The following is a 25,594-nucleotide window of genomic DNA, read 5'->3' on the forward strand; positions in this document are numbered from 1 at the left end:
GTCATCGACACTCCAAAACATCGGATTGCGTATCCAGTTGTTGACCGCGGATTTCCCAGGTATAGCGTAAGGCGGCTGACAGTGGTCAGCTTCGTTACTGCGCTGCTACGGATAATATTGCTGGGCGAGGCGATCTACGAGACGCCAGCTGATTGGGAATTGCTCATCTCATGTACGTTGGTCGGCGTTGTATGCATCGGCGCGCTTAATGTGGCGACGGTGCCCCGGTCCAGTATGGGGTTCATCGCCGGATGGTTGGTAATTGCACTGATCGATATGTTCCTGATCGCAAAAGTGCCTTTCGAAGTTCTGGTTGCACTAACGGTATTGATTGCGCTGTTCGCGCGAAGCATTCTCTCGATTTCGCGTGCTTCGTCCGAGGCGATCCGGGCGTATGACGATCTTGTCGCGGTGTCTCGCGAGCATGAGCATCTGGCATTGCATGCGGAGACCGCACGGGTTCAAGTGACGGCCGCCGAAGATAACGTTCAAGCACGGGCAAACAGCGTCGCTGTTGAGCATCTTCGACAGGAAATGACAGCCCTGGCCGCCCAATTTGATCGGACGGTGGCGGACGCGGTCTCGGCGCTGCCGCGAAGACTGCGCAACATTCAACGGCATCACTCGCTGCGATCAGCGTCGCGGATTCAAATGCGGCGGGTCGAACCGGCGATGTCGCATACCAGTCGAGCAGGCTGCGCAGGTCATGCGCGATACCACAGCACAGCTTTGCCACTCGGCCGACGCGGAGTGCATATCACGTTCGGACATCATGGTGCTTTTCATTACGGGCTTTGCCAAGAATGCTGCTGTTGGAAACGGCCTGCTCGATGCCGGCATGTAGGTCATCACCAAGCCCTTCGATGTCGTGGCGCTAGGCGGCAAAATGCGCGAGATGCTCGACTGCCAGGCACCTTGATCGACCCACCCTCAATTCCCTGCTTTCTTGCACTCTTTCATGCTAAATGGCTGCAAGGGAGCGTGCTATTGGATAATATGGAAAACGGAATGGCGCAGGTCGGGCGATTGCTCGATACCCCAGGACTGGCCGATGCGCTGGAGAGCGACCGCTTCAAGCAGTTTCTCGATCACATGCCCGTAGCGATAGCGGTCTCCGAACTGTCGCCCTCAGAGCGGATCACCTATGCCAATCTTGAGTTCGAACGGCTGACCGGGCAGCCTGCTTCAGACCTCGAAGGCATGAGCTGGCAAGCCTTGCCCGGCGTTGCCTCCGCGCCAGATGACGATCGGCGGCTCAGCGATGCGGTAGAGGGCGATGAGGAATATATCGGCACCTTCTCGATCACTCTCGGCGGGGAGACGGTCTATATCGATGCCTGGTCGAACACGATCGAGGGTGATCATGGCGAGCCGCTTTTCCGGCTGGTCGCGCTTGCCAGGACCGGCCAGGGCCTTCGCGAAGACGACGAAGCGGTGCGCCAGTCTCTTCGCGACAAGGACACATTGCTGTTCGAATTGCAGCACCGGGTAAAAAACAACCTCCAGATGATCACCGCGCTCATCCGTATGGAAGCGCGCAATGTTTCCGATCAGGAAACAGGCGAGCGGTTCGATCGGCTCGCGGGCCGGATCAATTCGCTGGCGCTACTTTATCGCTCGCTTTCAACCGAAGGGCAGGGAGATACGATCGACCTTGGCATATATCTGAGTCAGATCGCCTCGTCGGTCATGCAGGCGCACGCGCCAGAAGGCATTCGGCTTGATCTGAAGGTCGACACTTGGCCGGTCGCCTTAGATGTGGCCATGCCGGCAGGCCTGGTCGTTAACGAATTGCTGACCAATTCTCTCAAGCACGCCTTTCCTGACGGCGAGGGCGGCACCATCACCCTGCATAGCCTAGTGGACGAGACAGGATGTCGCGTGACCGTTGCCGACGACGGCGTAGGGTTGGCCGAAGGGACGACCTGGCCAAAAGCCGGGAAACTGGGTGCCGTAATTGCCCAATCCCTGCGTCAGAATGCGAAGGCCGAATGGACGGTCACGTCCGGTACAGGAAAGGGAATGCGGGTGAACATTCATTTCGCCAGGAAAGACGCCGCACCAAAGGCGTGACGTCATGTCAGATGGGAGGTTTCAAAACAGATATATTCACCCGGCGTGCTCGGAGGTCGCGATATGGAGCAGTCGACCCTTTGCGGACGCTCGGCGTGCGAATTTCTCTCCCTTAATGCGGAAGGGCAGCTTGCTCTTCACGCGCCACGATCAGGCCATGTTTAAGTCCTGCATTTAATGGCTACCCTGAGATATCGCTGTGACTAACCAGTAATAGCATATTGCGAATTGAGCACTCTTAAAGGCAAAAAATCTGTGACATCCTTAAACCGGATCATAGCTGAACAGCCACATTGATGACGCCTGCTTACTCTCCTTATCCCCCGTACTTTGGAGACGACCAACCATCGTATATTTGGTGTCGGCCTTGATTGCCCCGGATGGCATTAGGGGTGAGAGGTGCGGAGCCACGTAAAGCACCACATCATGCCCATCGTCTGTCGTCATACTGACAGCCGTGTAGCCAAGCTTGCCACCCAGCAGCCGCGCGTTCGCCTGACCCACGCCTGTAGGTGCCTTGAGGCTCGTGATTCGCCCCGTCACGCGAATGAGGTTGCCATTGGGCTGATCGGTATCTGGATTAAACGCACGCTTGGTGCGTGTTCGATCATCATCGACCCGCTTATAATGCGCGAGCAGCTCGCCCAATGTCTGGAACTGAATAGTCCACTTGCTTCGTTCCGCCCAAAACAATGTCCCGTTGAAATTCGTAAAAAGTGCGTCGGTCCAGCCAGCGCAGCCATCCGCATCCTCGCAATTGGGCCAAGCTGCGCCGATCCATTGCAACAACTGCTTCTTAGGGTCGGAAAATTCGGCTTCCTTGGCGAGGCCTGGGCCGAATGCGACTGCCGCTTGACCCTGTCGGGGCGCAACCACTACGACGGCGCCATTGCCCACATCCAGCTTGCCGATCCGCAACTGCCGCATCATGGCCCACGCATAATCGTCCGGGCTCATTCCCTTGAGATCGTTGACGACCAGAAAACTCATTTCCACGCCGACATCCTTGGCAAGGCGATAAAGCCGTTGCTCCATCACTTTAACCCGTGCCGGGTCGAGCCTTCCAGTCTCGTCAATGATGAAGCGACCATATTTGAACGGAATCGAACCAGGGTTGGGCAGAGCACGACCAGGCGTTGATCCATTGGTGACCAGCGACCCGTTGGATGCGTCAAGGGAGGGCAGGCTGTCGGCGGTCAAGCCCGACCCGGGCGTTTTTATCGCGGCGGCTGTGCCACCCGGGCAACCCGTTCCGCCTGCTTGCATACAAGATTGCGCCCAGCCCTGCTTAATCGCTTCTGCGCGCTGCCCTTTGGCCGGGTGGGTTAGCGTACCGTGACTGGTGCCCACTGAGAGGATCATCTGCTGCGCAGCGGCAAGCGGCGCCCCCATCTTTTGCAGGACATACCCGCTGAATTTGTCGGCCTCCAGTTCGATCTCCGGGCGACTGCCGCCAGGTACGATCGTATGGCCCGACAGATGATGCGCAATCTCATGCGCCATGATGCTGATGGGCCCCCATGGGCTCCCACCCACTTGGGCTTCAGCGGCTTTCATAAACTGGGGATTGAATGCGATGACGCGACGCGGCACCCGATTGTCGTCCAGCAGGATGACCGCGGCGGCATTGGGAACCGGGCCGGATACGACGACGAAGTTGGCGGGAAGGCCTGTATAGCCCATGATGCGGGATACGGCGCTGGCGCAATCTTGGGGCGCGCCGCCGGAAAGTGCCGAAGCCTGTGCCTTGATCGGTTCGCCGTCATAGGAACAGGCCTGCAACGTGGATGCAATCGCCTCGACCTTATCGGCACCTGACAGCGCGCCATCTGCCCCGCCGCCTTTGTCGCACCCATTAAGCAGGAGCGCGGCTGCCGCCGTCGTCGATGCCAGGACTATGCGTCGCATATGTTCCTCTCCCTCGTCAGCGGCTCACCAGCCAGAAAATTCCGAACGCATAGATCCGCAACAAAACCCAATTGATCGTCGCGTAAATGAGGCAAGCCGAAAATAACTTCAGCCAATCGGACTTGATTTCGATTAGGAAGAACTGGCGATAGGCTACTGCCACGATAAGCAGCTTGAACATGGGCACATAATATTGTGACGCGCTCTTGTGCCACAGGATGAATTCCGGACTGCGCCAGATGAGCGTCGGCAAAAGGTTTATGATAATCAGCGCCAGGATGATCGATTGGCAGTAGATGGCAAGAATTGCCTGCTCGATGACGTTGTAGCCAAGGCGGCGACCCAATACGATCCATCCGCCCGCAAAAATCGCGAGGATGCCCAGCGAAAAGCTCCAATTGGCGAACGCCATCACCCGCTGCGCCATGCGGTCAACAACCACATCGCGACCGGCGTAGCTATAATGGCCGAAATATTGGTTGGCGGCGAGCAGAAGGACGAGAATGGCGACGAGCGCCAAAAGCAGCTTGAGTGGATGCATGTGCGCCGCTCGGCGCCCCAACACATATTCTCGTGCGACGGTCCCGGGCGAAAAAAACAGACGACCTAATGTGCGTACCGACTGGATTTCGAACAGGCGTATCCTGTCCCAGCTTTCGTTACGGATGTCGCGCCAGACAAAACGATGCGCTGCTTTTTGTCCGCATTGACCGCAATAAGGCGTGGGCGTGGCGGCACCACAATTACGACACACGTCTCGCCCAAACCAGTCGTCACTTACCGGACCATCTGGGATAGCGGTGGCCGTTGATGCTTTCATGCCAAGAGTTTCGGCAATCTTCCGACGGATATTAAGCATCAAATCCGCTCGCCATGATGGTTCGCTGTGCCACGATCCTAAAACGCCGTGTTAGGCTTTACGGTTGCATAACATTACGAGGCCTGCCGTTCATCCGCGCTGCAGCCGATGTCCCAGACTCCATTATCGACCCTTATCGGCCGCTCCATGACCAGTTTTTGCTCCCAAGATGCGGGCAGTCCGGGTTCCATCAGGTGTTGGTGAGAACCAATCGCTCCCTCGACGTTGAGAAAAGATCGCTTTTGGAAGATCGCCCCCCGAGGGTGACCGGCGTCGGCCATGCCCGTCAGGATTTCCTGTGAAGCGTAATCCGAGTGAGTTCGGCGGGACGGCCCAGACGCATTGCAAATCCAGGCCATATACCAGTCCCATTGTTCACATATAGCGTCATCCCGTCGACCATATAGTGTCCGGACACGAAGCCACTATTTCCCATCGCCACAAGGCGATCCAGTCCAGAGATCATGCCGCCATGGGTGTGGCCGGACAGCTGAAGCGAAACGCCGCGCGCCGCCGCCATGCGTGCTGGACCGGGCTGGTGGTCGAGCAGGAGAATGGGCGCGCCTGTCGGCGCACCAGCCAAGGCGGCTGCCAAATCCGGTGGCGGCATCCCCGTCGCCGGAGCCGTCCTGTCCGTCACGCCGGCGAGTACGAGGTTGCCGCCCTGACGGCGGAGAACCACATGGTCATTGGCCAGGATGTGCAGACCCATTTCAGCGAAATGCCGCATCCATTCCTGATAGCCGAGAAAATATTCATGGTTGCCCGGACTCATGAACACGCCATCACGCGCGCTTAGGTCGCGCAAAGGTTCGACATCCGCCCGGCGCATCGCAAGGCTGCCGTCGATGACGTCGCCTGTTATGACGATCAGGTCGACATTAAGCCCATTCGTGCGATCGACAACGGCCCTCGTCCATGCGGCCGGAAACAGCCGGCTGATGTGCAGGTCGGTCAGTTGCACCAGGGTGTAGCCGTCGAACTGTGGCGGCAGCCCGGCAATATCGATCCTCACATCCTTAAGTGATGGAACCCGCGTCGCATTGTACACACCGACACCGGCAAGGGTCATGGCCGCGGCAGCCATTGCATAGCGAATTTCGATGGCCATCGCGGCTGTTCGCCCCGCTGCCAGCCACAGCGCGAGCATAGCTACATCGGCGAGCACCTGCATCAGCGCGAGGAACAGGATCGCGCCGCCCGCCCAGTTGAACAGGATGATGGTGGCGCGCGGGAACTCCGGCGCGAAGATCGATCCGGACGACAGCTTGCTCCAATATTGGAACTGCGAAGCGACCAGCATCAGCACCGCGATAACGATCTTCGCTGCCAGCGGCCATGGCAGAGGCCACAGGAAGCGCGTGATGACGAGCACGGAGGGCAGTGCGAAAATCAGGTGGGAAATGAAATTTGCTCCGGTGACATTGACGAGGGTCGGCGCATGGGATGCTGCCCGCGCCATTAGGGCTGGCAAGTCGAAATAAGGCAGGCGCGGATACCGCACTTCAATCCGGCAGCAGCTTGTCCAATGTTATCGGCAGGTCGCGCACTCGCTTGCCAGTCGCGTTGAACACCGCGTTCGCCACTGCGGCACCGACTCCCGTTATGCCGATCTCCCCGATGCCCCGCGCACCCAGTGGCGACCGGGGATCGGGAATATCCGTCCACATCACGTCTATCTGTGGCACGTCCAGATGGGTCGGGATGTGATAGTCGGCCAGTGAGGCATTCATGATCCTGCCGCTGCGCCCGTCGAACAAGGTTTCCTCGGTGAGGGCAAGGCCGAGGCCCATGATCATGCCGCCCCGGAATTGGCTGGCCGCGGTCTTGGGATTGAGGATCGTGCCGCAATCGAAGGAGCCCAGGAGCCGATCGACGCGCACTTCCCCGGTCACATCGCTGACGCGCAGTTCACAGAAGACGGCGGATGTGCTGTGCATGGCGAATTTGAACATTTCGAGCGGCATGCTGCCTGCCGCGGTCACGGTCATGTCGTCCCGCGCAGCCCGTGCAAGGATGGATTCGAAACTGTCATGCCGCGACGGATCGGCAATGCTGGCGATGCCGCCATCGGTGAGTCGAACCTCGCCCGCGCGCAGACCAGCGACGGGGCTGGCATTGCCCGCCAGACGCAGCATCTCGCCCGTCAGCTTTTCCGCAGCGGCAATGATCGCTCCGGCGACGGAAGCCGTCTGCGACGATCCGCCCGCCATAGGCGATGCGGGCAGGTCTGAATCGCCCAGTTCGAATCGGATCGCCTCCAGCGGTAGCCCGAGCCGGTCGGCCGCGTGCTGCACCTGGACCGTGGCCGTGCCCATCCCCATTTCCTGCGCGGAGCAGGCAATGGTCGCCGACCCGTCACCATGCAGCGTGATGCGGACATTGGCACCCGGCATCCGTGCATAGGGAAAGCTACCCGCCGCGCAGCCTATGCCGATCCGCCATTCGCCCTCGCGTCGCGAACCTGGCTCCGCCACCCGCCGGTTCCATCCGAACCGTTCGGCACCGTCGGTAAAAGCCTGCTTCAGCGCATGCTGAGAAAAGGGAGCGCCGGAAACTGGATGCCGCTCGGCGATATTGGCCATGCGCATGTCGATCGGATCAACGCCCATAGCATGTGCCATCTCATCGACCGCGCTTTCTACCGCGAAAGTGCCGATCGCCTCGCCAGGCGCGCGCATGAAGGTGTTGGGCACAATGTCTAGATCAACATGGCGCTGAAGAAATTCAAAGCTCTTTGCGTCATAGATCGCCCGCGAACCGAGCGTATATTGCTCAGGGCAGGCGCCATAAGGCGGCATAACCGAATAGCCGCTATGGATCAGCGCGGTGAACCTGCCCGCTGCATCTGCGCCAATGGCGACACGCTGTTCGGACGGGGTCCGGCCGCCTATGATGCGGTAGACGCCCTCCCGACTGAGCGTCAGGCGCACCGGGCGTCCCACCATCCGCGCCACGGCGACGGCAACGATCTGGTGATCCCACATGCCTTTCCCACCGAAGCCGCCGCCGACGAAGGGCGAAAGTACGCGCACCTGTTCCCTCTTCAGGCCGAAGAGCTTGGCTAGCGCCGTCGCGCTTGGCGCGACCATCTGCGTCGTGTCATGCACCAGCAGGCCATCGCCCTCCCACATGGCGGTGACAGTGTGCAGTTCGATAGCATTGTGATTGTGCGGCGGCGTCCGATAGACATTGTCGACGATATGGGCTGACCGCGACAGTTCGCGCTCGGCATTGCCGACCGTGACATGGTTCTTCTCAATCAGGACGGATGCGGGAGTCCGGGCCGTCGCCTTGGCCTCCTCGAAGAGGGTCTTTGCCGGTTCGGCCGTGTAATCGATCATGATCAGCGAGACGGCGTGATCGGCCTGTTCTTGGGTTTCTGCGATCACGGCCGCGACGACTTGACCATTATAATGGACCTGCGCGTCCTGCAGGATCGGCAGATCGCTGTTCCCGATGGCGGACATGTCGCTCATGCCGATCAGCGCCAGGGTGCCAAGCCGCGGCATGTTCCGATGCGTCACGACCAGGATCACGCCGGGCGCCGCATCCGCCGCATCCGTGTCCAGCCGCATGATGCGGCCCCGGGTGATCGGGCTGTGCACCAGCGCGGCATAAGAAAGATTGTCCACCGCCACTTCGGCGGCAAAGCGCGCCTCTCCTGTGACCTTCAATGGTCCGTCCAGTCGCGAAGCCTGCCGCCCGATCGCGGCCCGGCGTTCTATCAGCGGATCGGGCGAGCCACCTGGCAGCCAGCCTGCGGGAACCCAGCCGATGACGGTCCGAACCGAGCCGATCACAGCGTTCTGGATCTTGGTCATTGGGCGGGTCCCCCCAGTTCGGTGAGCATGGCGGACAGGGTTCGTTTCGCCAGTCCACGCTTGAAGCCATTGCCCGGCAACAGCGTCGCGTCAGCGAATTCCGCCTCGAATGCTTTCTCTATCGCAGACGGCGAGAGCGATGCGCCGCGCAGGGCGTCCTCTATCCGGGCCGCCCGCCACGGCTTGGGCGCGATACCGCCGAACGCAACACTTATGGCATCGACCCTGTCTTCGCGCATTGTCAGCCCTACCGCGACCGAGACAAGGGCGAAGGCATAGCTCGCCCTGTCGCGTACCTTGCGATAGGCCGAGCGTGCGGCGAAAGGGGATGGCGGGAGTGTGATCGCGACGACGATCTCCGTGGGGTCGAGCACCGTCTCGATGTCGGGCCGTTCGCCCGGCAGGCGGTGGAAGGCAACGAGGGGGACGGTGCGTTCGCCTGCTGGACCCGCGATATGCACCTGACCATCCAGGGCGGCGAGAGCGACGCACATGTCCGAGGGATGGGTGGCGATGCAGGCGTCCGAGCCGCCCAATATGGCATGATAGCGGTTGAAACCGCCAATGGCGTCGCACCCGCTGCCGGGCACCCGCTTGTTGCAGCGCGCGCCTGCCACGTCGTTGAAGTACAGGCACCGCGTCCGCTGCATGACATTTCCGCCGACGGTCGCCATGTTGCGAACCTGCGCCGATGCTGCGGCCAATATGGCGCGCGCCAGCATCGGATAACCGGACCGGACGAGAGGATGCGCCGCAACCGCGCTGTTGCGCGCTGCCGCGCCGATGATAAGGCCGCCATCCTCCGCCCGATCTATCCCGTCCGGCAGCGCCGTGACGTCGACAAGCTGCGACGGCGTGTCGACCCCCTTGCGCATTAGATCGACCAGATTGGTGCCGCCGCCGAGCAGGCGCGCACCCTGCCCGCCCGCCATGTGCAGCGCGTCCGCGACCGAAGCCGCGCGGGAATAGCTGATGGGGTTCATGGTCGGTGCTCCCCGGCAACGTCGAGAATCGCGTCGATGATCCCGTTATGCGCGCCGCAGCGGCACAGATTACCGCTCATCCGCTCCTGCACTTCCTCCCGCGAAAGGGTGATGCGATCCGCCGCAAGATCGACGGTGAGATAGCTTGGCATGCCCGCAGCCACCTCTTCCAGCATGGCTGTCGCCGCGCAGATCTGGCCCGGCGTGCAATAGCCGCACTGGAAGCCGTCATGCTCGATAAACGCGGCTTGCAGCGGATGCAGAGCCTCGGCCGTACCCAGCCCCTCGATCGTTGTCACGGATCGCCCGTCCGCCTGTACCGCCAGGGTGAGGCAGGAGAGGACGCGCCTGCTGTCCAGCAGCACAGTGCACGCTCCGCAGGCCCCTTGATTACAGCCGACCTTCGTGCCGGTCAGGTGCAACTGCTCCCGCAACAGGTCGAGCAGCGATACGCGCGCATCGTCTGGAGGCGGAAAATCCTGTCCGTTGACCTTAATCGTCATGGGGCTTGCTCCTCATTCGTCGCCAGTAATGCGACCGCGCGCTGCTCTCCTAAGTAAAACGAATGTCGTATTATTCAATCATCGTTATATACGATTTTCGTAATCAGTGCGATGAACGGATCGCGCTCTTCCGGCGCCAGCCGCTCCAGCATCAGCCGGTACATGTCCCGATACGTCTTGCACTGGACGGTGACATAAGACTGGCCTTCACCAGTAAGTTCCAAGGCAACGGCGCGGCGATCCTTTTCGACACGGGCGCGTTTGAGCAGGCCACGCTTGACTAGCCGGTCGGTCGCGGACGAAACCGTGGTATTGGCCGTGCCCAAAAAGCGCGCCACGTCGCTCGGTCCGCAGGCAGGATGCTGGGCGACATAGAAAAGCGTCTGCTTGTCGAGTTCGTTCAGAGGTTTTTCCGCGCTGATAGCTTCGGCCAGCTTGTAACGGCGCGTGAAGGTTTCGAACGCAGAGCCCAGCGTGGCGAGTTGGTCGTCGGTCGGCTTTGTCATAGCGATCGCATAACGCGCCATGCCTGCTTATGGCTAGATGGCCTGGAGCATAAGTTTGTGACCAACATGGTCGACCCATCATCGACCTTCAGCGATCAGATTTTGCTCGCCAATAGCGGTCCTTCCGCTTCTTATTGACTTCGGAAATTGGCCTTTGTCGAAATTGGAGGATGACCGCGCGCACATCGACGGGTATCCCGGCAAGGGCGAGTTCTCATGGGCACCGCATCACCATCAAGTTCCATGGAGCGCCTGCTTGGAAATCGTTTCGATCATTCTGATATTGTTGGTTGCTGTTGTCGTCAGCGGCGCCATTTCGCGCATGCTGCCCATCGCTCTGCCAACACCACTTGTTCAGATTGCGCTCGGCTTCCTGATCGGCCTTGTCTCCAACCTGCGTGTAGCGCTCGATCCCGAACTCTTTCTGCTGCTTTTCCTTCCGCCCCTGCTTTTCCTGGACGGTTGGCGCATTCCCAAGGATGAACTGCTCAAGGACGTCGCCACCGTCTTCGAACTGGCGCTCGGGCTCGTACTGCTCACCGTCGTGGGTGTCGGCTTCTTCATCGACTGGCTCATTCCCGCGATGCCGCTGGCCGTCTGCTTCGCACTGGCCGCCGTGATCTCGCCGACCGATCCTATTGCAGTGTCCGCCATCGCGGCGCGCGTCCCCATTCCCAAGCGGATGATGCATATATTGGAAGGCGAATCCCTCCTCAATGACGCATCCGGCCTCGTTTGCCTGCGCTTTGCCATTGCGGCGGCGCTGACGGGCAGCTTTTCCGTGGGCGAGGCGAGCCTCACCTTCCTGTGGCTTGCCATCGGCGGAATTGCCATCGGCGTCGCCGTGACATTGATGGTCACGCGAACGAAAGCATGGATATCGGAGAGATTCGGCGAGGATACCGGATCGCAGATCCTTATCAGCGTGCTCATCCCCTTCGCCGCCTATATATTGGCGGAGCATCTTCATTGCTCCGGCATCCTTGCAGCCGTCGCCGCGGGCGTGACCATGACGTTCGCGGAGATAAGCCGGCAGGCGCTGCCCGCCACCCGTATGCGCCGCAATTCGGTATGGGACACGCTCCAGTTTGCGCTCAACGGCATTATCTTCGTTTTGCTGGGTGAACAATTGCCTGGCATCCTCGCCGCCGCCAAGCAGACCGTGCGCCTGACCAATCATACCAATCCCTGGTGGCTGGGCATCTATGTTTTGGCGATCATGCTGGCGCTGGCCGCGCTGCGCTTCGCATGGGTGTGGATATCCTTCCGACTGACCCTTTTCCGTGCGCGCTACGACATGCCCTATCGTCGACCCGACTGGCGTCTGGTCGCCGCAATGTCCTTTGCCGGTGTACGCGGCGCGATCACGTTGGCGGGTGTGTTGACCATCCCGCTGACGCTGACCGATGGGACCGCTTTTCCCGCGCGCGACCTGGCGATCTTCCTCGCCGCGGGCGTCATCATCGTCTCTCTCATCCTGGCCAGTATCGGATTGCCTCTGCTGCTGCACGGGCTGACCATGCCCGCCGAACCATCGAAGCAGGCGGAAGAAGATGAAGCGCGTGTCGCCGCTGCGCAGGCCGCGATCAGCGCGATTGAGAATGTGCAGCACCAAATGGCGCAGGGACGCAACGATGCCGACATCTATGCCGCCGCCGGTGCCCGCATCATGGACCTGTATCGCGAAAGAATCGACAGCCGGATTCAGCAAAGCGGCGATACGCACGAAACCCGCAAATACGCCCTGGTGGAACGCGACCTGCGACTAGCGGGGCTGAAGGCCGAACGGGATGCCATATTCCTAATGACCCGCAACCGTTCAATTGGGAGCGAGGTTGCGCAAAAATTGATACGCGAACTTGATCTGTTGGAGGTTCGCTTCCGGATCTAGTTTTCGGTGAAAGCGCCTCACGGCTTATTTGAGAGGCCGGTCAAGTTCGACTGGGGGCCAGGCGTTCGTTATCGACCGAGGCTGTGTAGAAACGCTCCCGAGGTGGAAGTCGCGCGGTAGTATCGGGAGGCCGCGGTGGCGGAATGCCCGGCCTTCGCATCGGCTTTTCAGGTGCGGATCACTGCAATGAGTGGCTGAATGCCCATGATCTGGATCATCCGCTTCATATTGTAGGCCAGCACGCACAAACTCATCTCGGTTCTGACGTTTTTGAGCGTCCTGGTCAGGAAGTGGGTGCTGCCCATCCAGGATTTGAGCGTGCCAAAGACATGTTCGATAGTCTGGCGTCGGATCCCCATGGCATTGGGTAACAGGTCCAATCGCTTCTGCATGGCATCGATCACCGCTTCATGCTTCCATCGTTTGACGCGCTTCACATATTCAGTGGTGCAGCGCGGTCGCAAAGCGCAGCTCTGGCAGGCGCTCAGGTTGCGGTAATGGTCGATGTCGCCGTGATGATCCAACCGCGGACGCGCCTTGGTCAGATATTCCCCTGCCGGGCAGGTATAATGGTCATGGTCGGCGTCGTACACGAAGCCGGCCTTGGTAAATAAACCGCGCTGCGCCTAGCCGGACGTGTCGGTTCTGGGCACGCAGGGTAAAATGCCGGTGCCTTCGCATTCCATTACCTGTTCGCCGTTCATATAGTCGCGATCCGCCAGGACGGTGATTTCAGGCGCGCCGATGGCGGCTTGCGCTTGCCGACCCATCGGCGCGAGCTGTGCCCGGTCATTGCCCTCGTTCACCACTTCATGCGCGACAAAGAGGTGGTATTCGGCATCCACTGCTGCCTGCAGGTTGTAGCCGACAATGCCAGTGCCGCGACCACTGCTGTTCATGGACCTGGCATCCGGATCGGTCAGCGACACCTGATGATCGGGCGCAGCCTCGACCTGTGCGGCCATTTCCTTCAAGAAACGCATCTGGCCGCGCAAGCCCGCGATCTTTTCTCGGATCTGATCAACCCGCGCTTGCGGAACGTCGCTGGCCTCACGATCGGCACGATCGAGGGCCGCAAGGTACCGCTCGATACTGGCCTCAACCTGTTCGATCCGCTTGGCCGCTATGTGTTTTGTGTAGTTGCGATCCCGGTTGTTCACGGCTTTGAACTTGCTGCCGTCGATCGCAACGGTTGCCTGTCCGAACAGCCTCAACTGTCGACACAGAGCCACAAACTGGCTGCACACCGCCCGGATCGCTGCACCATTATCCCGTCGAAAGTTGGCTATCATCTTGAAGTCCGGTGCCAATCGACCGGTCAGCCACATCAACTCGACATTGCGCTGCGCTTCACGCTCCAGTCGTCGGCTAGACTGGATCCGGTTCAGATAGCCGTAGCGGTAGATCTTGAGCATCGTCGAAGGATGATAGGCTGGGCGCCCGGTAGGCGCTGGGTTTGCCCCGGCAAAACCAACTGCCACCAGATCCAACTCGTCGATAAACGCCTCAACGACCCGAACCGGGTTATCTTCAGCTACATAATCATCGAGCGATGCCGGCAATAAAAAATCCTGTCGGCGGTCTTGTTCTTCCACGAAACGGCCCATCGGTAAGCCTCCCGAGATCCCGGAAAACTCTACCATAAAACGGCGTTTTACACAGCCTCGATCCAAGTCGGCCGTTTAGCAGAAGATTTCTCGAATCCAGTTCCAGCCTGTCCGCTATCGCATTCTGGCTGTGTCGCAATCGTTCAGCCCAAGAGGCACATTTGAAAAAGCAGGAGCCATCGATCAAAGAATCAGATGGATTGGCGGTCTGCGCGCAATTTGCCTTTTCCGATGCCGGGCGTCGGCTTGCCTTAAAGCAAGCCGACGTGAAACCAGCGCGTGGAGGGCCTAGATCTGAGCTAGTCCGCCATCGGTGAATAGCTCGCTTCCGGTCATGAAGCTGCTGTCGGATGAGGCCAGGAAAGCTGCAGCGGCCGCCACTTCAGACGGATCACCGACATGACCGATCGGCGTCGTCGCGCCCATCTCGATCATGGCGTCCCTGCCGACGACCTCGGCCGCCAGTTCGGTCAGCGTTGGCCCGGGCGAAAGCACATTGACGCGGATTCCGGTGCCACGCAGATCCAGCGCCCAGCTTCGCGCGAGGTTGCGCACGGCCGCTTTGGACGCGCCGTAGATACTGAAGGCCGGCGTTCCCATCACGCCCGTGGTCGATCCAGTCAGGATGATCGAACCACCTGTGCCCATGAGCTTCAGCCCTTTCTGCACGGTGAGGATGGTGCCCTTCACATTGACGTCGAAGGTCTCGCTATAATGATCGGGCGTGATGTCCGGCAGCGGCACCAGCGCGCCCGTTCCGGCATTGGCGAAGAGGATGCCTATCGATTCGCGTTCGGCCTTCACTGTCTCGAACAGGCGATCGAGATCGGCTGGGTCGGCGACCGAACCGGCCACGGCGCGGGCGTTGGACCCAAGTTCGCGCAGGGCGGCGTCGAGCTTTTCTTGTCGACGCCCGAAGATGTAGACGAACGCGCCCTCCGCGATGAAGCGCTTGGCCGATGCCAGGCCAATGCCCGTGCCGCCGCCGGTGATGATGGCGGTCTTGCCTTCCAGTCTGTTCATAAGTGCCTCCAAATCTAAGGTTGCACATAGCTGGCGGCCGACCTACCTAGAGACAAGTATGCACCTTTAGGTAAGTATCAAAAATGTCAAAAGGGCCTGAACCGGCACCCAGTCCTTCATTGATCGCAGGGGCACGCTCGACCGGAGCCGGTGCCCCCAATTTCACCTGCGGTCTCGATGCGACGCTCAAGGTCATTGCCGGCAAATGGAAGCCGTTGATCCTCTATTTCCTGCTCCAAGGGCCCAACCGCTACGGCACCCTCAAACGCGCGATCCGCGACGTGAGCGATAAGGTGCTGATCCAGCAATTGAAGGAATTGGAGGCCGACGGAATACTTCTGCGCACTGATTACAAGGAGGTGCCACCGCGGGTCGATTATATGCTGACACCCCTGGGCTACAGCCTCGCCCAGGCGCTTGAACCGCTATGCAGCTGGGGCACCGAAAATATCGCGGAAGTGCAGAGGATTTTCGCCGAGCGCGATGGCTGGCGGCGCAAATCGGCTTGATGCGTTTCTCGCCTTGTCGGACCAACGAGAATGGCCTGGCAAAGAGTCGATATGGCGAGGATACTCATCACCGGCGTTTCCACCGGCCTGGGCTTGGGTGCCGCATAGCCACTGTTTGCCGCCGGACATGCATGCAGATCATCGCGCTTGCCTTCGCGGTGGCGTGACACTGGCCCGGCGTGCTCAGCAATGCTGTCGATCCGGGTTGGGTGCGCACCCACATGGGCGGTGCATCGGCACCCGTCGACATCCTGACTGGTCGGGCAACGCAGAGTTGGCTCGCTGCGAGCGAGGACGACGCGGCGCGGACCAGTGGCGGCTATTGGCAGGCCATGCAGCGTAAGGAGCCGCCGACTTCTGCGGCGAGCCCCGACCATGGGGATCGCCTGATTGCGGCGATCGAGGCGCTTACGGGCGTGACGGTCGGTGCCAGCGGCCAACCGCGCAGCCGGCCGAGAGCCTAATCTTCGGGCTTTTTCCAGCCACTCGCAGCCAGTCCAAAATCAGGTGTCCAAGGCTACCTCTTGGTCGCGAATGCGGCGTAGCGCTCTCGCCAGGCGGCCACTTCGGCTCTCAAATGCGCAGGCGCTGTCTCTCCCGACAAGACGAAGCTGGCGACGTTTTTGTCGGGGTGCATCAGCATCTTCTTTGATCCATCGGTGAACCAAACCGGCACCAACTCATCGCACACGCCGTCGAGGATGGTGCCGGCCATGCTATTTTCGATCGCCTCGCTGCCGGGGAGCAAGCGGACCATGATCGATACGCCTTCGAAGCAATTCCGTGGCTCACGGACAAAATCGAGCGACACCAAAATGCCGGATCGGTCCGGACGGGCCTCGTCAGGCAACTCCGTCATCCTGCGCCAGCCGCAAAACCAGTTTCGGCAAATATGCGGACGTACGGCATGAATGCTGCACCCTTGCTCCGTCAGATGCGTACAATGGGTTCCGCCCGGCTTTTTGAAATCAGGCGTATCGACGGTGAGGATAGTGCAACAGATCGTGCAGTCGCCACACCCCCGGTCAGGGAGGACTGGGCCTAGCAACGTAGTTTCGAGATCTTCCTCAGCGCGCATGCGGGCTGAGGTGCCCGGAGCTCGCCTAGAATGCAAGTAGGGTCGGGCGCGCGCAATCGCGCAGAATAGTTCCAAACGAGCGGCACCGACACCGATGCTACAGTCGACCACAATCCGGACCTTGACGACGTTGGCTGGACCTTTGGAGACGTTCAGCAGCAAAAATTTCTTTCACCGGGAGCAGACAGTCCGCTAGCGAGCCCAAGCCAAAGAAATATTAGCCCCGATGCTCGGCCAATACATTGGCGCGCTGTAATTGTGTCGTCCCACATCGACCCCGATCATAGCTGCCCACTGTCCGAATAATCTCGCGCTGCTCCGGTTCGACGCGATGTCCTTCCACGATTCCCGCGAGCACAGGCGAAATCAGTTGGTCCAGCCGAGTCACGACATAGCAGGAGATATCCGGCTTTGCATGTCCGTTGCCGATACCACTATCGTCGGGAAGTAAAATATAGCGCCCTCCGGTGAGTGCTGCCATCGCCCGCATGACATATTGGGCGTTATCCTCGACGCCGCTTGCCGCGACCGGGACAATCCTCATGCCCTGCTCGTCTCGTCCTTTGCCGGGGGAGCATCTGGCAGCGATGGCAGGGAAGCCTCGCCGCGCTGTGCGCTTTGGTCTTCTGTGGTGCGTTGATCCTCGATCCCGGACCACTGGTCTGGATACTCTTCTGGGTGGCGATCAGCATGGCCGCTCTATTTGGTATGATGACGCCCTATCACGATGGCTGGTTGCGGCTCCAGCGCCTGGTCCTGCATGGCGTGCGCTCGCCAGTCGCACCTTTTATCGATGTCAGGAAGTTTGCACGCGTCTGGCAAAAGCCGCGTAACAGGTGCTTCCAGATTAGAACCCTGGTTCCAGTAATGGCCCTGCCACTTGGTATACGAAACTGGATGGGTTCTCTGCTCGACCGCAGCTATTCGCTTCAGATTGTCAAAGCGGCATAGCAGTCCTTTCATCTGAAAGGCTGCTCGACTGCGTGACCCCTCAAGGGATTGCGAATACCAGCGGAAGCCCGTGGAGCGTCGATGCAGCCTAACCGGCATCCCTATCCGGCAAAAGGGGGAGTATCTTGCCGCAATGCTGACTGGGCCTGCTTCGTTGACGTCAAGTCAACTGAACAGAAGAAAAGTCCTTCACGCTCTGCCCGACCGTGGGGGTATCGGGTGAGGACGACGCGATCAACGACATCGTGCAGCTATGAAATTCCAGGGGAGGTTATATGCGCAGGGCAATTCCATTTTACGGCGCGATGATGAGTACGGCAGCGTTGCTTGCATTCGCGCCCACTATCAGCGCGCAGGAAACGGCCTCCAGCGCACCCGCACCCTTGGTGGGGGACCAGGATATCATCGTGACGGCGCGCAAGCGCGACGAACGGTTGCAGGACGTACCGGCCGCCATCGCGGCGGTTGGCGCGCAGGAAATCGCGCGCTATTCCACCAACAGCATCACGCAGATATCAAGCCGCGTGCCGCAGCTGCAGGTCGGCACCGTCAGCGGTCCGGGTGGCGGATCGATCAACCTGCGCGGCATCGGGTCGCCCGGCACCAGCCCCAGCGTCGACCAAGCCGTTTCGATCAACATCGACGGCATCCAGGTGAGCCAAGGTAATGCGATCAACATGGGCATATACGACCTCGACCGGGTTGAAGTGCTCAAGGGGCCGCAGGCGCTGTTTTATGGCAAGAACAGCCTGGGCGGGATCATTTCCTTCGTGTCTGCCGATCCGGGCAAGGATTTCGAATGGCGCGCCCGCGCTGGCTATGAATTTGCGCAGGACCGCCAGCAATATGAAGGGATGATCTCCACGCCGCTGGCCGAAGGGCTGGGCCTGCGCGTCGTGGGCGCCTATTCCCGGCAGGACGGCTGGTTCCGCAATGTGTCCAATGATGTTCCAGGCGGCACCGGCGTTCCGGGCAGCAGCGCGCCGCAATCGGAAGATTATTTCGTGCGCGGCACGGTAAAGTTCGAGGGCGCGGACGGCAAGTTCGATGCCAAGCTGAAGCTGAGCTATTCCCAGATGGATCGGGAAAACGGCCCCGGCGGCTCGACCCAGATTTTCGATTGTCCGATTGGCGCGCCGCAACTTCAGGTCTTTGCCGGCAACGTCGGCGGGGTGAATGATTGCAAGCTCGATCGTAACCTGGTGGATCCCAATATCTCTGCCACGACCACGGCGGCGGCCCCCTATTATCTGGGCAACGGCAAGCCCTTCCTGAAGCAGAAGCAGTTTCTGTCGTCGCTTCAGATGACGCTGCGCCCCACCGACACGCTGACATTGACGTCGGTGACGGGCTTTTATGACTTCAAGGAGGATTTCAGCTGGAACGTGTCGGCGGGCGAGGCGGAAAGCCTGGTCACGGGCGGCCATGTACGCGACAATCAGTTCACCCAGGAATTGCGCGCGGCGACGTCGTTTGAATCACCGTTCAACGTCGTTGTCGGCAGCTATTACCAGTTTTCCGAAAAGCGGTTCGAAGCGCCGTTGATCACCACCGGTTTCCTGACCGGCTTCACCGGGCCGCTGGTTCTGGTCGACGACCGCTTCCGCCAGAAGACGGAGGCCTATTCCTTCTTCGGCCAGGGCATATTGACTCTGTCCGAACAACTGGAAATCACGGCGGGCGGCCGCTATTCGATCGAGGATAAATGGCTGCATTTCGCCCGCTATCCCAGTGCCCTTTCGGGCTTCTCCCCCACGCCGGTCCAGATCGCGCTTGACCCGCAAAAGGTCCACTTCACAGACTTTTCGCCCGAAGCCACGATCCGATTTCGCCCAACACGCAACATCACCTTCTACGGCGCCTATCGGGAAGGATTCACGTCGGGCGGTTTTAACACCGCTCCAGCCAGTGGCGGCGGCGATATCACCTATCGGCAGGCACGGGCGCGCGGTTTCGAAGCGGGTGTGAAGGGCAGCCTTCTGGACCGGCAACTGAGTTTCGATGCGTCCATTTATACCTACAGATATGACGATCTTCAGCTTAACGCCTTCGATCCCGTCTCCATATCGGTCAAGGTGCGCAATGCCGCGTCGGCCCGGACCAAGGGCGCGGAAATGGCGCTGACTTTCGCGCCAAAGGCCGTGCCGGGACTGACGCTGCGGTCCAGCGTCGCCTATAATCATGCGCGCTACCTGAACTATAGCGATGCGTCCTGCTATGCCGGTCAATCCATTGCGCAAGGGTGCAACCGCAACCTGGTGCCACGTTTCGACCCGGCGACCGGGGCGGCCATCGGTTCCAGTTTTTCGTCGCAGGATCTGTCGGGTACGCAGCTTGAACGCGCGCCCGATTGGACGATGAGCCATGGCATCATGTACGACCTGCCGATCTCCAGCGCGATGAAGATCAGCTTTGGCGGTGATGGCAATTATACCGGCAGTTTCAACCCAGAGCCGGCCCATAATCCACGGGCATTGCAGCGCGGGATATGGCGTTTCAACGCCTTCGCGGCGCTGGCGGCATCCGACGATTCATGGGAATTGTCGCTGATCGGTCGCAACCTGGCCAACAAGTTGCGGGTCGCCACGGCGTTCGAATATCCGCTGACCGGCGCGTCCTTCCCCGGTTACACATCGCCCGGCCTGGGAGCAGACCTTGCCGGCGCGCCGACCGAACCGCGTACGGTGATGGTGCAACTGACGCTGCGCAGTCCCCTGTTCAAGTAAGGACGTTCCAATAAGGATGTTCGATTAAAAATACGAAAGGGCAGCGCCACCACGGTGGCGCTGCCCTTTCGTATTTGACCAACGCCTGCGACCGTCAGGCCATGGGGCGATCGCTCTTGGCCTGACGGTCTTGCTCGCACGCACGAGCGCCCAGGGCGGCGATCAAGGCCGTGATCTCCATCAGATGTTCTGAAGTCTTGACCAGCTTGTCGGCGCAGGTCGGATCGGCATCGGCAAAGCGGGACGGGCCCCACCACCCCTCCGGTGCCTGCCGATCGATGAACCATTGGGTCATGGGGGCCAGCCACTCGCCCCAGCCGCCATCGGGATCGGCCTGGTGCATGACGCCCACGGCCCAGCCGAACTTGCACGCCTGAACGCTGTCGATGTCGGTGAACTGCGCCTGCGTCCCGTTCACATTATAGGCCAGGAAGCCGCGCGCGATGGCGATCGCTTCGGGCCGATGGCGGATATGCGCGTAGCGGGCCAGGAACACCGCGGCCATGGCCGGTCCGTAAAATGCCTGTCGCGGCTGGTCGAACGGCACGATCGCAGCCCAGGCGAAGGCGGGATCGGGCGTGCGCCACACCGCGTCACCCTGACGGAACATGTGGAAGGTGGTATTGGATGGTTGGGCGGCGAGCAGTCCATCGAGCCACTCATAGGCCTTGTCCGCCACATCCAACTGCCCGGTGATCAGTGCCGACAGGCCGACCTGCGCGGTGGAAAGGATGTCGCAAATCCCGGCCGGGTGATTGCCGCTGCCCAGCCGCGTCGGCAATCCCCCATGGACGGGGTCCTGCTGACTGGCCAGATAGTCCATGGAGCGCAGCGCGATATCGTAGCTGCCCGCCATCCAGGCGCTGACGACGAAGGTGCCGAGCCAGTAATTGGCATATTGGGCGATATAGCCCTGGCCCTCCATATAGCCCGGCAGATAATCCCCGTTCGCAGCGATACGGTTTTTGGCTGCCCAATGGACGACCGCGCTGGCCGCTGCGGGTTCGCCGGCTACCGCCAGCCCCCATCCAAGGCGGCTCCACCCCGTCCGGGTTTCGCAATCTGCGGGCCGACCATCCGGGCCGATATGCTTTAGCAGCCAGTCGACGGATCGATCCCGCGCGGCCAGGGCCGTCCGGGTCAGCGCGTTCGGGGTGAACATGGGGCAAAGTCTCCAATAATCGGCGGTAAAGCTATTTTCTGCGCCTTCGCTTCGGATGGCTGCGCGGCAGGGAACAGCGCGCGCGGACCGCAGCCATGACAATCCGAACGCCGGATTTCGAAGAACCCGTCGGTGGTATGCCTACCAAATGGAAAGGAGCGATGCTGCGGTATTGGTCGCGCGTTATCGCGTGACTGGGTTCGTCAGGGGTGGTCCGCCATGATGATGTCCTCCCCGGCACCTGTCGTCGAATTTCAGCGCCGAAATTCGAGCAAATGGCTGATAGTGTCAAATGACATCGCGGTCGCACCGGTGCGTAGAACTCAAAGCTGGATCGCCGAAACAGCGGCTTACTTGGCGAAGCGCTGTCCGCCCATCTTTTCCGGGGCCTGGTTCGAGACGGTAGAAGGGCGGGGGCACCACCGGGCGCCCCTCACCTGAAATCAGGCTGCATTGGCAACCATGCCGTGCGGATCGAGCACGAATTTCTGCGCGGCGCCATTGTCGAAGGTGGCATAGCCCTTCGCAGCGTCCTCCAGTGGGATGACCTGCGCGCCCACGATGTCGGCAATGGGCAGGCGATCATAAAGGATCGCCATCATCAATTGCCGGTTATATTTCAGAACCGGAGTCTGGCCGGTGTGGAAGGACAGGGCCTTGGCCCAGCCCAGGCCGAAGCGCAGCGACAGGCTGCCTTGTTTCGCCGCGCTGTCGACGGCGCCGGGATCTTCGGTCACATAAAGGCCGGGAATGCCGATCTGCCCCGCGGCTCGCGTGATCTCCATCATCTGGTTAAGCACGACGGCGGGCTGTTCGCCGCCGCTATGGCCGCGCGCTTCAAAACCGACCGCATCGATCGCTGAATCGACTTCGTTGCTGCCGGTAATATCGGCGATCAGGTCGCCCAATCGATCGTTTTTCGTCAGGTCGACCGGTTCGAACCCGACCTTTGCGGCGTGCGCCAGGCGATCCTTGTTGAAATCGCCGATCATTACGACCGCAGCGCCCAGGATACGGGCCGACGCTGCGGCGGCTAGCCCCACCGGACCGGCGCCGGCAACATAGACGATCGATCCCACGCCGACACCGGCCTTGAGCGCGCCGTGGAAGCCGGTCGGCAGGATGTCCGACAACATCGTCAGGTCGCGGATCTTCTCCATCGCGCGGTCGCGATCGGGGAATTTCAGCAGGTTGAAGTCGGCATAGGGGATCATGACATATTGGGCTTGGCCGCCGATCCAGCCGCCCATGTCGACATAGCCATAGGCGCCGCCTGCGCGCGCCGGGTTGACGGTCAGGCATACACCAGTGTCCTGCGACTTGCAGGTCCGGCATCGGCCGCACGCCACGTTGAAGGGCACCGACACGATGTCGCCGATGTCGAGCATCTCTACATCGGCCCCCTTTTCGATCACCTCCCCGGTGATTTCATGGCCCAGCACCAGGCCTTGCGATGCGGTGGTGCGGCCCCGGACCATATGCTGGTCGGAACCGCAGATGTTGGTTGTGATGACTTTCAGAATGACGCCATGGTCGATCGGCCGCCCGTCGGGTGCCTCGAATTTCGGATATCCGATCGACTGGACCTCCACCTTGCCGGCCCCCAGATATACGACGCCGCGATTGTCGGACATGTCCATTCCTCTCCCTGTGAATTTTTGCAATATGGCCATGGTTGGCCAGCCCGCGGGCTGGCCAACCATGGCTGTTGATCAGGCAGCCGCCTGATCGAAGATGCTGTCGCTATCGTCAGACGCGTCGCCGTTTTCGGCCGCGATCGCGCGATCGATCATCATTCTGGATCGCACGCCGCCCGCATCGATGTTGAGTTTCAGCAGGCGTCGCGCGGGATGGCGCAGAAGATTGGCCTGCTGCTGTTCCAGCATGTCGAGGTCTTCGGTGAAAATTCCACCCTGGCCCTCGCGGATTTCGTTGGTCAGCAGTTCATTGTCGACGGCAAATTGCCGCGCCATGCCCCAGAAATACCAATGGGTGGTTTCGGTTTCCGGCGTGATGAAATCCACCACGATACTGGCCGCCTTGTTGGCCATGTCGGCATCATAGCCGCCGGTTCCCGCCAGCGCCACGCCGACCTCTATCATGACATGGCTGGGCAGCGAGAAACGACAAATCTGCCACCGATCTACCGTGGCGTCGCCATCCAGTCCCGCGCCGCGCAGGGCCATTTGCCAGAAGGGGGGTGCCTTGACGCCATCGATGGTCCGGCTCGTCTGCACTTCATCCCCGACGATGCGGGTCTTGACCGGCGTTTCGTCGATTTCCTTCTGCCCGATGCTGGACGCATGGACGTAGGTTTCATGGGTCAGGTCCATCAGATTGTCGACCATCAGGCGATAGTCGCATTTGATGTGGAACAGGCCGCCGCCATAGGCCCATGCGTCGCTTTCGGCCCATTCGAGATGATGCAGCTTGTCCAGGCTGGCCTGTTCCGCGTCGCCCGGCCAGACCCAGATGAAACCATAGCGTTCGACGATGGGGAAGGTGCGTATCGGCGGGAAGCCCTTGACCTTCTGCCCCGGCATATTGTCCGCCTGGCCTTTGCAGCCCATGGCCAGGCCATGATAGCCGCACACGAGCAGGTCGTCCCGCACGAAACCCAGGGACAGGGGCGCGCCGCGGTGCGGGCAGAAATCTTCCAGTGCAACCGCGTCCCCGCTGGCCTTGCGGTACAGCACCATGCGTTCGCCGCAAATCTGCCGACCCAATGGCTTGTCGGCAATCTCGTCCGGGGTGCAGGCGACATACCAGGCGTTGCGCGGCCAGGTGGGGGTGGTGGATTCCAGCGCTTCGCTCATGTTAAACCTCCTGAAAATAGAAACTGCGCCTCCTGTTCGGGAGAGGCGCGGGGCGGGGTCAGGCGGCGACCTGCATATCATGCTGTTCGGCCTTCATCAGGCGGTGGAGTACCTGCCGGGCCTGGCGGCTTCCCACGTCGCTCGCGATGTCGAGAAGCGGGCGATCGGGGTCGGCGCTGATCCGCAATTGCTGAAGTTCGAGCACTTCCTGGTCTTCGCGGAAGGTGTCCGCCGTCTGCTGGAAGATCTGTTCCGGCACGCCCGGGGCGACAGCATCCGTCGCGATCGACCAGAAATAATGGGTCGTCGCTGCCGTTTCGGGTGTGATGCCGTGAAAGCCGATCATCGAAAAACCATGGTCGCGCGCACCGTCATAGGCGCCGGTCCCCGCGTCGCACGCGCCGGTATTGATACGGATCAGCACCGGCTGAAATTCGATTTCCTGCCAGCGGTCGATCGTCCCGGCGAAATGCTTGGCGGCCTTGTAGGTCGGCGGTGGTTCTGAATCGGGCATGTAGCGCGACACCCGCACGTTGTCGCCGTCGCGCACCGCTTGGGTCTTCACGCCGAAATGCAGGTCGGGATTCCCGCCGATGGTCCGGGCATGGATATAGGGCAGGTGGGACAGATCCATCAGATTTTCGATCAGCAATTCCCAATTGCCCCGCACGTCGAAATGGTGGCTTTTCCATGTAAAGCGGGGATCGCAATGCCAGGGATGATCGGGAATTCGGCTGGCATCGGCCAAGTCGATGTCTCCCATCCAGATCCAGAGCAAAGCGTCCCTTTCGACCAGCGGAAAGCGACGGACGCAGGCGGTGGATGGAATGCGGTCCTGGGCCGGGATCTTTTCGCACTGGCCCTCTACGTTGAATTCCAGGCCGTGATAGCTGCAACGAATGCGTTCGCCATCGACGGTGCCGAAGCTGAGCGGCAGGGCGCGGTGGCAGCAGCGATCCTCCAGGGCCGCCGCCTGGCCGCCTTGGGTGCGAAAGAGGACGATCGGCAGGTCGAGGAAGGTGCGGGCCACGCGCGCGCCGGGCACCAGGTCGGCGCTCCAGCCGGCGACATACCAAGCATTATACAAAAATTTGGGCGCTTTGGCCGTGCCGGCTCCAGCCATGACTCTCTCCTCGTGCAGAGGATTTGAATTACTGCTAAACGCCGCTATAAGC

At 60.6% G+C, this 25,594-nt stretch carries 21 protein-coding genes and 1 pseudogene; 6 read left to right on the top strand and 16 right to left on the bottom strand.

Features of this window, described 5'->3' with window-relative positions:
* Positions 1–81: 81 nt before the first annotated feature.
* Positions 82–2,073 carry a sensor histidine kinase gene (locus tag HHL08_RS26175; RefSeq protein WP_328804702.1) on the top strand — a complete coding sequence of 664 codons (1,992 nt, stop codon included), beginning with the start codon at positions 82–84 and terminating at the stop codon, positions 2,071–2,073.
* A 264-nt stretch (positions 2,074–2,337) separates the two neighbouring features.
* Here HHL08_RS26175 and HHL08_RS19715 read toward each other — a convergent pair whose 3' ends face one another.
* The 8 genes from HHL08_RS19715 to HHL08_RS19750 all read right to left on the bottom strand — a co-directional run bounded on the left by HHL08_RS19715 (position 2,338) and on the right by HHL08_RS19750 (position 10,656).
* A complete protein-coding gene (locus tag HHL08_RS19715) occupies positions 2,338–3,855 on the bottom strand; it encodes a TPM domain-containing protein (protein ID WP_169574727.1) in 1,518 nt (505 codons plus the stop codon).
* A 142-nt stretch (positions 3,856–3,997) separates the two neighbouring features.
* Positions 3,998–4,840, bottom strand: coding sequence for a DUF3667 domain-containing protein (locus HHL08_RS19720; protein ID WP_235955179.1), 843 nt, complete (start codon positions 4,838–4,840; stop codon positions 3,998–4,000).
* A gap of 74 nt (positions 4,841–4,914) precedes the next feature.
* Positions 4,915–5,121 carry a hypothetical protein gene (locus tag HHL08_RS19725; RefSeq protein WP_169574729.1) on the bottom strand — a complete coding sequence of 69 codons (207 nt, stop codon included), beginning with the start codon at positions 5,119–5,121 and terminating at the stop codon, positions 4,915–4,917.
* Between the two features lie 5 nt (positions 5,122–5,126).
* Positions 5,127–6,314 carry a metallophosphoesterase gene (locus tag HHL08_RS19730; protein WP_235955174.1) on the bottom strand — a complete coding sequence of 396 codons (1,188 nt, stop codon included), beginning with the start codon at positions 6,312–6,314 and terminating at the stop codon, positions 5,127–5,129.
* Between the two features lie 31 nt (positions 6,315–6,345).
* A complete protein-coding gene (locus HHL08_RS19735) occupies positions 6,346–8,664 on the bottom strand; it encodes a xanthine dehydrogenase family protein molybdopterin-binding subunit (RefSeq protein ID WP_169574730.1) in 2,319 nt (772 codons plus the stop codon).
* Entirely contained in the window at positions 8,661–9,647 is a 987-nt protein-coding gene (locus HHL08_RS19740; protein WP_169574731.1) for an FAD binding domain-containing protein, read from the bottom strand. The genes HHL08_RS19735 and HHL08_RS19740 overlap by 4 nt, the downstream gene beginning before the upstream one ends.
* Positions 9,644–10,150: a 2Fe-2S iron-sulfur cluster-binding protein gene (locus HHL08_RS19745; RefSeq protein ID WP_169574732.1), complete on the bottom strand. Its 507-nt coding sequence runs from the start codon at positions 10,148–10,150 to the stop codon at positions 9,644–9,646. Before HHL08_RS19745 ends, HHL08_RS19740 begins: the two co-directional genes overlap by 4 nt.
* A 74-nt stretch (positions 10,151–10,224) precedes the next feature.
* Complete coding sequence (locus HHL08_RS19750) at positions 10,225–10,656, bottom strand: MarR family winged helix-turn-helix transcriptional regulator (RefSeq protein WP_169574733.1); 432 nt, start codon at positions 10,654–10,656, stop codon at positions 10,225–10,227.
* A 322-nt stretch (positions 10,657–10,978) separates the two neighbouring features.
* Here HHL08_RS19750 and HHL08_RS19755 point away from each other — a divergent pair, with 322 nt between their 5' ends.
* Positions 10,979–12,547: a Na+/H+ antiporter gene (locus HHL08_RS19755; protein WP_408021796.1), complete on the top strand. Its 1,569-nt coding sequence runs from the start codon at positions 10,979–10,981 to the stop codon at positions 12,545–12,547.
* A 167-nt stretch (positions 12,548–12,714) separates the two neighbouring features.
* Here the strand turns inward: HHL08_RS19755 and HHL08_RS19760 are convergent.
* Together HHL08_RS19760 and HHL08_RS19765 are read right to left on the bottom strand one after the other, a co-directional pair.
* Positions 12,715–14,154 (bottom strand): annotated as a pseudogene (locus HHL08_RS19760) (IS1182 family transposase).
* A gap of 288 nt (positions 14,155–14,442) precedes the next feature.
* Positions 14,443–15,177 carry an SDR family NAD(P)-dependent oxidoreductase gene (locus tag HHL08_RS19765; protein WP_169574734.1) on the bottom strand — a complete coding sequence of 245 codons (735 nt, stop codon included), beginning with the start codon at positions 15,175–15,177 and terminating at the stop codon, positions 14,443–14,445.
* A gap of 119 nt (positions 15,178–15,296) precedes the next feature.
* Between HHL08_RS19765 and HHL08_RS19770 the strand changes: the two genes are divergently transcribed.
* The gene (locus HHL08_RS19770) at positions 15,297–15,686 is read left to right on the top strand and encodes a winged helix-turn-helix transcriptional regulator (protein ID WP_235955175.1); all 390 of its coding nucleotides are present in this window, start codon (positions 15,297–15,299) and stop codon (positions 15,684–15,686) included.
* Between the two features lie 179 nt (positions 15,687–15,865).
* The gene (locus HHL08_RS19775; protein WP_169574736.1) at positions 15,866–16,150 is read left to right on the top strand and encodes a Rossmann-fold NAD(P)-binding domain-containing protein; all 285 of its coding nucleotides are present in this window, start codon (positions 15,866–15,868) and stop codon (positions 16,148–16,150) included.
* A gap of 53 nt (positions 16,151–16,203) precedes the next feature.
* Here the strand turns inward: HHL08_RS19775 and HHL08_RS19780 are convergent, their stop codons facing one another.
* Together HHL08_RS19780 and HHL08_RS19785 are read right to left on the bottom strand one after the other, a co-directional pair.
* Positions 16,204–16,764 carry a YkgJ family cysteine cluster protein gene (locus tag HHL08_RS19780; RefSeq protein ID WP_169574737.1) on the bottom strand — a complete coding sequence of 187 codons (561 nt, stop codon included), beginning with the start codon at positions 16,762–16,764 and terminating at the stop codon, positions 16,204–16,206.
* Between the two features lie 217 nt (positions 16,765–16,981).
* The gene (locus HHL08_RS19785; RefSeq protein WP_235955176.1) at positions 16,982–17,308 is read right to left on the bottom strand and encodes a hypothetical protein; all 327 of its coding nucleotides are present in this window, start codon (positions 17,306–17,308) and stop codon (positions 16,982–16,984) included.
* Positions 17,309–17,400: 92 nt separating this feature from the next.
* Here HHL08_RS19785 and HHL08_RS19790 point away from each other — a divergent pair, with 92 nt between their 5' ends.
* Together HHL08_RS19790 and HHL08_RS19795 are read left to right on the top strand one after the other, a co-directional pair.
* Positions 17,401–17,715 carry a hypothetical protein gene (locus HHL08_RS19790; protein WP_169574738.1) on the top strand — a complete coding sequence of 105 codons (315 nt, stop codon included), beginning with the start codon at positions 17,401–17,403 and terminating at the stop codon, positions 17,713–17,715.
* A gap of 275 nt (positions 17,716–17,990) precedes the next feature.
* Positions 17,991–20,441 (top strand): TonB-dependent receptor, encoded by a 2,451-nt coding sequence (locus tag HHL08_RS19795; RefSeq protein ID WP_169574739.1) that lies wholly within the window; start codon positions 17,991–17,993, stop codon positions 20,439–20,441.
* A 94-nt stretch (positions 20,442–20,535) separates the two neighbouring features.
* On the opposite strand, the gene HHL08_RS19800 is transcribed toward HHL08_RS19795, so the two are convergent.
* The 4 genes from HHL08_RS19800 to HHL08_RS19815 all read right to left on the bottom strand — a co-directional run bounded on the left by HHL08_RS19800 (position 20,536) and on the right by HHL08_RS19815 (position 25,542).
* The gene (locus HHL08_RS19800; RefSeq protein ID WP_169574740.1) at positions 20,536–21,603 is read right to left on the bottom strand and encodes a hypothetical protein; all 1,068 of its coding nucleotides are present in this window, start codon (positions 21,601–21,603) and stop codon (positions 20,536–20,538) included.
* Between the two features lie 443 nt (positions 21,604–22,046).
* Positions 22,047–23,237: a formaldehyde dehydrogenase, glutathione-independent gene (fdhA, locus tag HHL08_RS19805; RefSeq protein ID WP_169574741.1), complete on the bottom strand. Its 1,191-nt coding sequence runs from the start codon at positions 23,235–23,237 to the stop codon at positions 22,047–22,049.
* A 78-nt stretch (positions 23,238–23,315) separates the two neighbouring features.
* Complete coding sequence (locus HHL08_RS19810) at positions 23,316–24,419, bottom strand: aromatic ring-hydroxylating oxygenase subunit alpha (RefSeq protein ID WP_169574742.1); 1,104 nt, start codon at positions 24,417–24,419, stop codon at positions 23,316–23,318.
* Positions 24,420–24,477: 58 nt separating this feature from the next.
* The gene (locus tag HHL08_RS19815; RefSeq protein WP_169574743.1) at positions 24,478–25,542 is read right to left on the bottom strand and encodes an aromatic ring-hydroxylating dioxygenase subunit alpha; all 1,065 of its coding nucleotides are present in this window, start codon (positions 25,540–25,542) and stop codon (positions 24,478–24,480) included.
* Positions 25,543–25,594 lie beyond the last annotated feature (52 nt).

This window comes from Sphingobium psychrophilum, from assembly GCF_012927105.1.
GTDB lineage: Bacteria > Pseudomonadota > Alphaproteobacteria > Sphingomonadales > Sphingomonadaceae > Sphingobium > Sphingobium psychrophilum.

Excerpts from the sequence above, each read along its gene's own strand:
- HHL08_RS19785 (WP_235955176.1), bottom strand. The coding sequence starts at position 17,308 with ATGAGGATTGTCCCGGTCGCGGCAAGCGGCGTCGAGGATAACGCCCAA.
- HHL08_RS19800 (WP_169574740.1), bottom strand. The coding sequence starts at position 21,603 with ATGTTCACCCCGAACGCGCTGACCCGGACGGCCCTGGCCGCGCGGGAT.
- HHL08_RS19765 (WP_169574734.1), bottom strand. The coding sequence starts at position 15,177 with ATGAACAGACTGGAAGGCAAGACCGCCATCATCACCGGCGGCGGCACG.
- HHL08_RS19720 (WP_235955179.1), bottom strand. The coding sequence starts at position 4,840 with ATGCTTAATATCCGTCGGAAGATTGCCGAAACTCTTGGCATGAAAGCA.
- HHL08_RS19755 (WP_408021796.1), top strand. The coding sequence starts at position 10,979 with ATGCTGCCCATCGCTCTGCCAACACCACTTGTTCAGATTGCGCTCGGC.
- HHL08_RS19745 (WP_169574732.1), bottom strand. The coding sequence starts at position 10,150 with ATGACGATTAAGGTCAACGGACAGGATTTTCCGCCTCCAGACGATGCG.
- HHL08_RS19750 (WP_169574733.1), bottom strand. The coding sequence starts at position 10,656 with ATGACAAAGCCGACCGACGACCAACTCGCCACGCTGGGCTCTGCGTTC.
- HHL08_RS19815 (WP_169574743.1), bottom strand. The coding sequence starts at position 25,542 with ATGGCTGGAGCCGGCACGGCCAAAGCGCCCAAATTTTTGTATAATGCT.
- HHL08_RS19795 (WP_169574739.1), top strand. The coding sequence starts at position 17,991 with ATGCGCAGGGCAATTCCATTTTACGGCGCGATGATGAGTACGGCAGCG.
- HHL08_RS19740 (WP_169574731.1), bottom strand. The coding sequence starts at position 9,647 with ATGAACCCCATCAGCTATTCCCGCGCGGCTTCGGTCGCGGACGCGCTG.
- HHL08_RS19735 (WP_169574730.1), bottom strand. The coding sequence starts at position 8,664 with ATGACCAAGATCCAGAACGCTGTGATCGGCTCGGTTCGGACCGTCATC.
- HHL08_RS19780 (WP_169574737.1), bottom strand. The coding sequence starts at position 16,764 with ATGCGCGCTGAGGAAGATCTCGAAACTACGTTGCTAGGCCCAGTCCTC.
- HHL08_RS19810 (WP_169574742.1), bottom strand. The coding sequence starts at position 24,419 with ATGAGCGAAGCGCTGGAATCCACCACCCCCACCTGGCCGCGCAACGCC.
- HHL08_RS19725 (WP_169574729.1), bottom strand. The coding sequence starts at position 5,121 with ATGGCCGACGCCGGTCACCCTCGGGGGGCGATCTTCCAAAAGCGATCT.
- fdhA (WP_169574741.1), bottom strand. The coding sequence starts at position 23,237 with ATGTCCGACAATCGCGGCGTCGTATATCTGGGGGCCGGCAAGGTGGAG.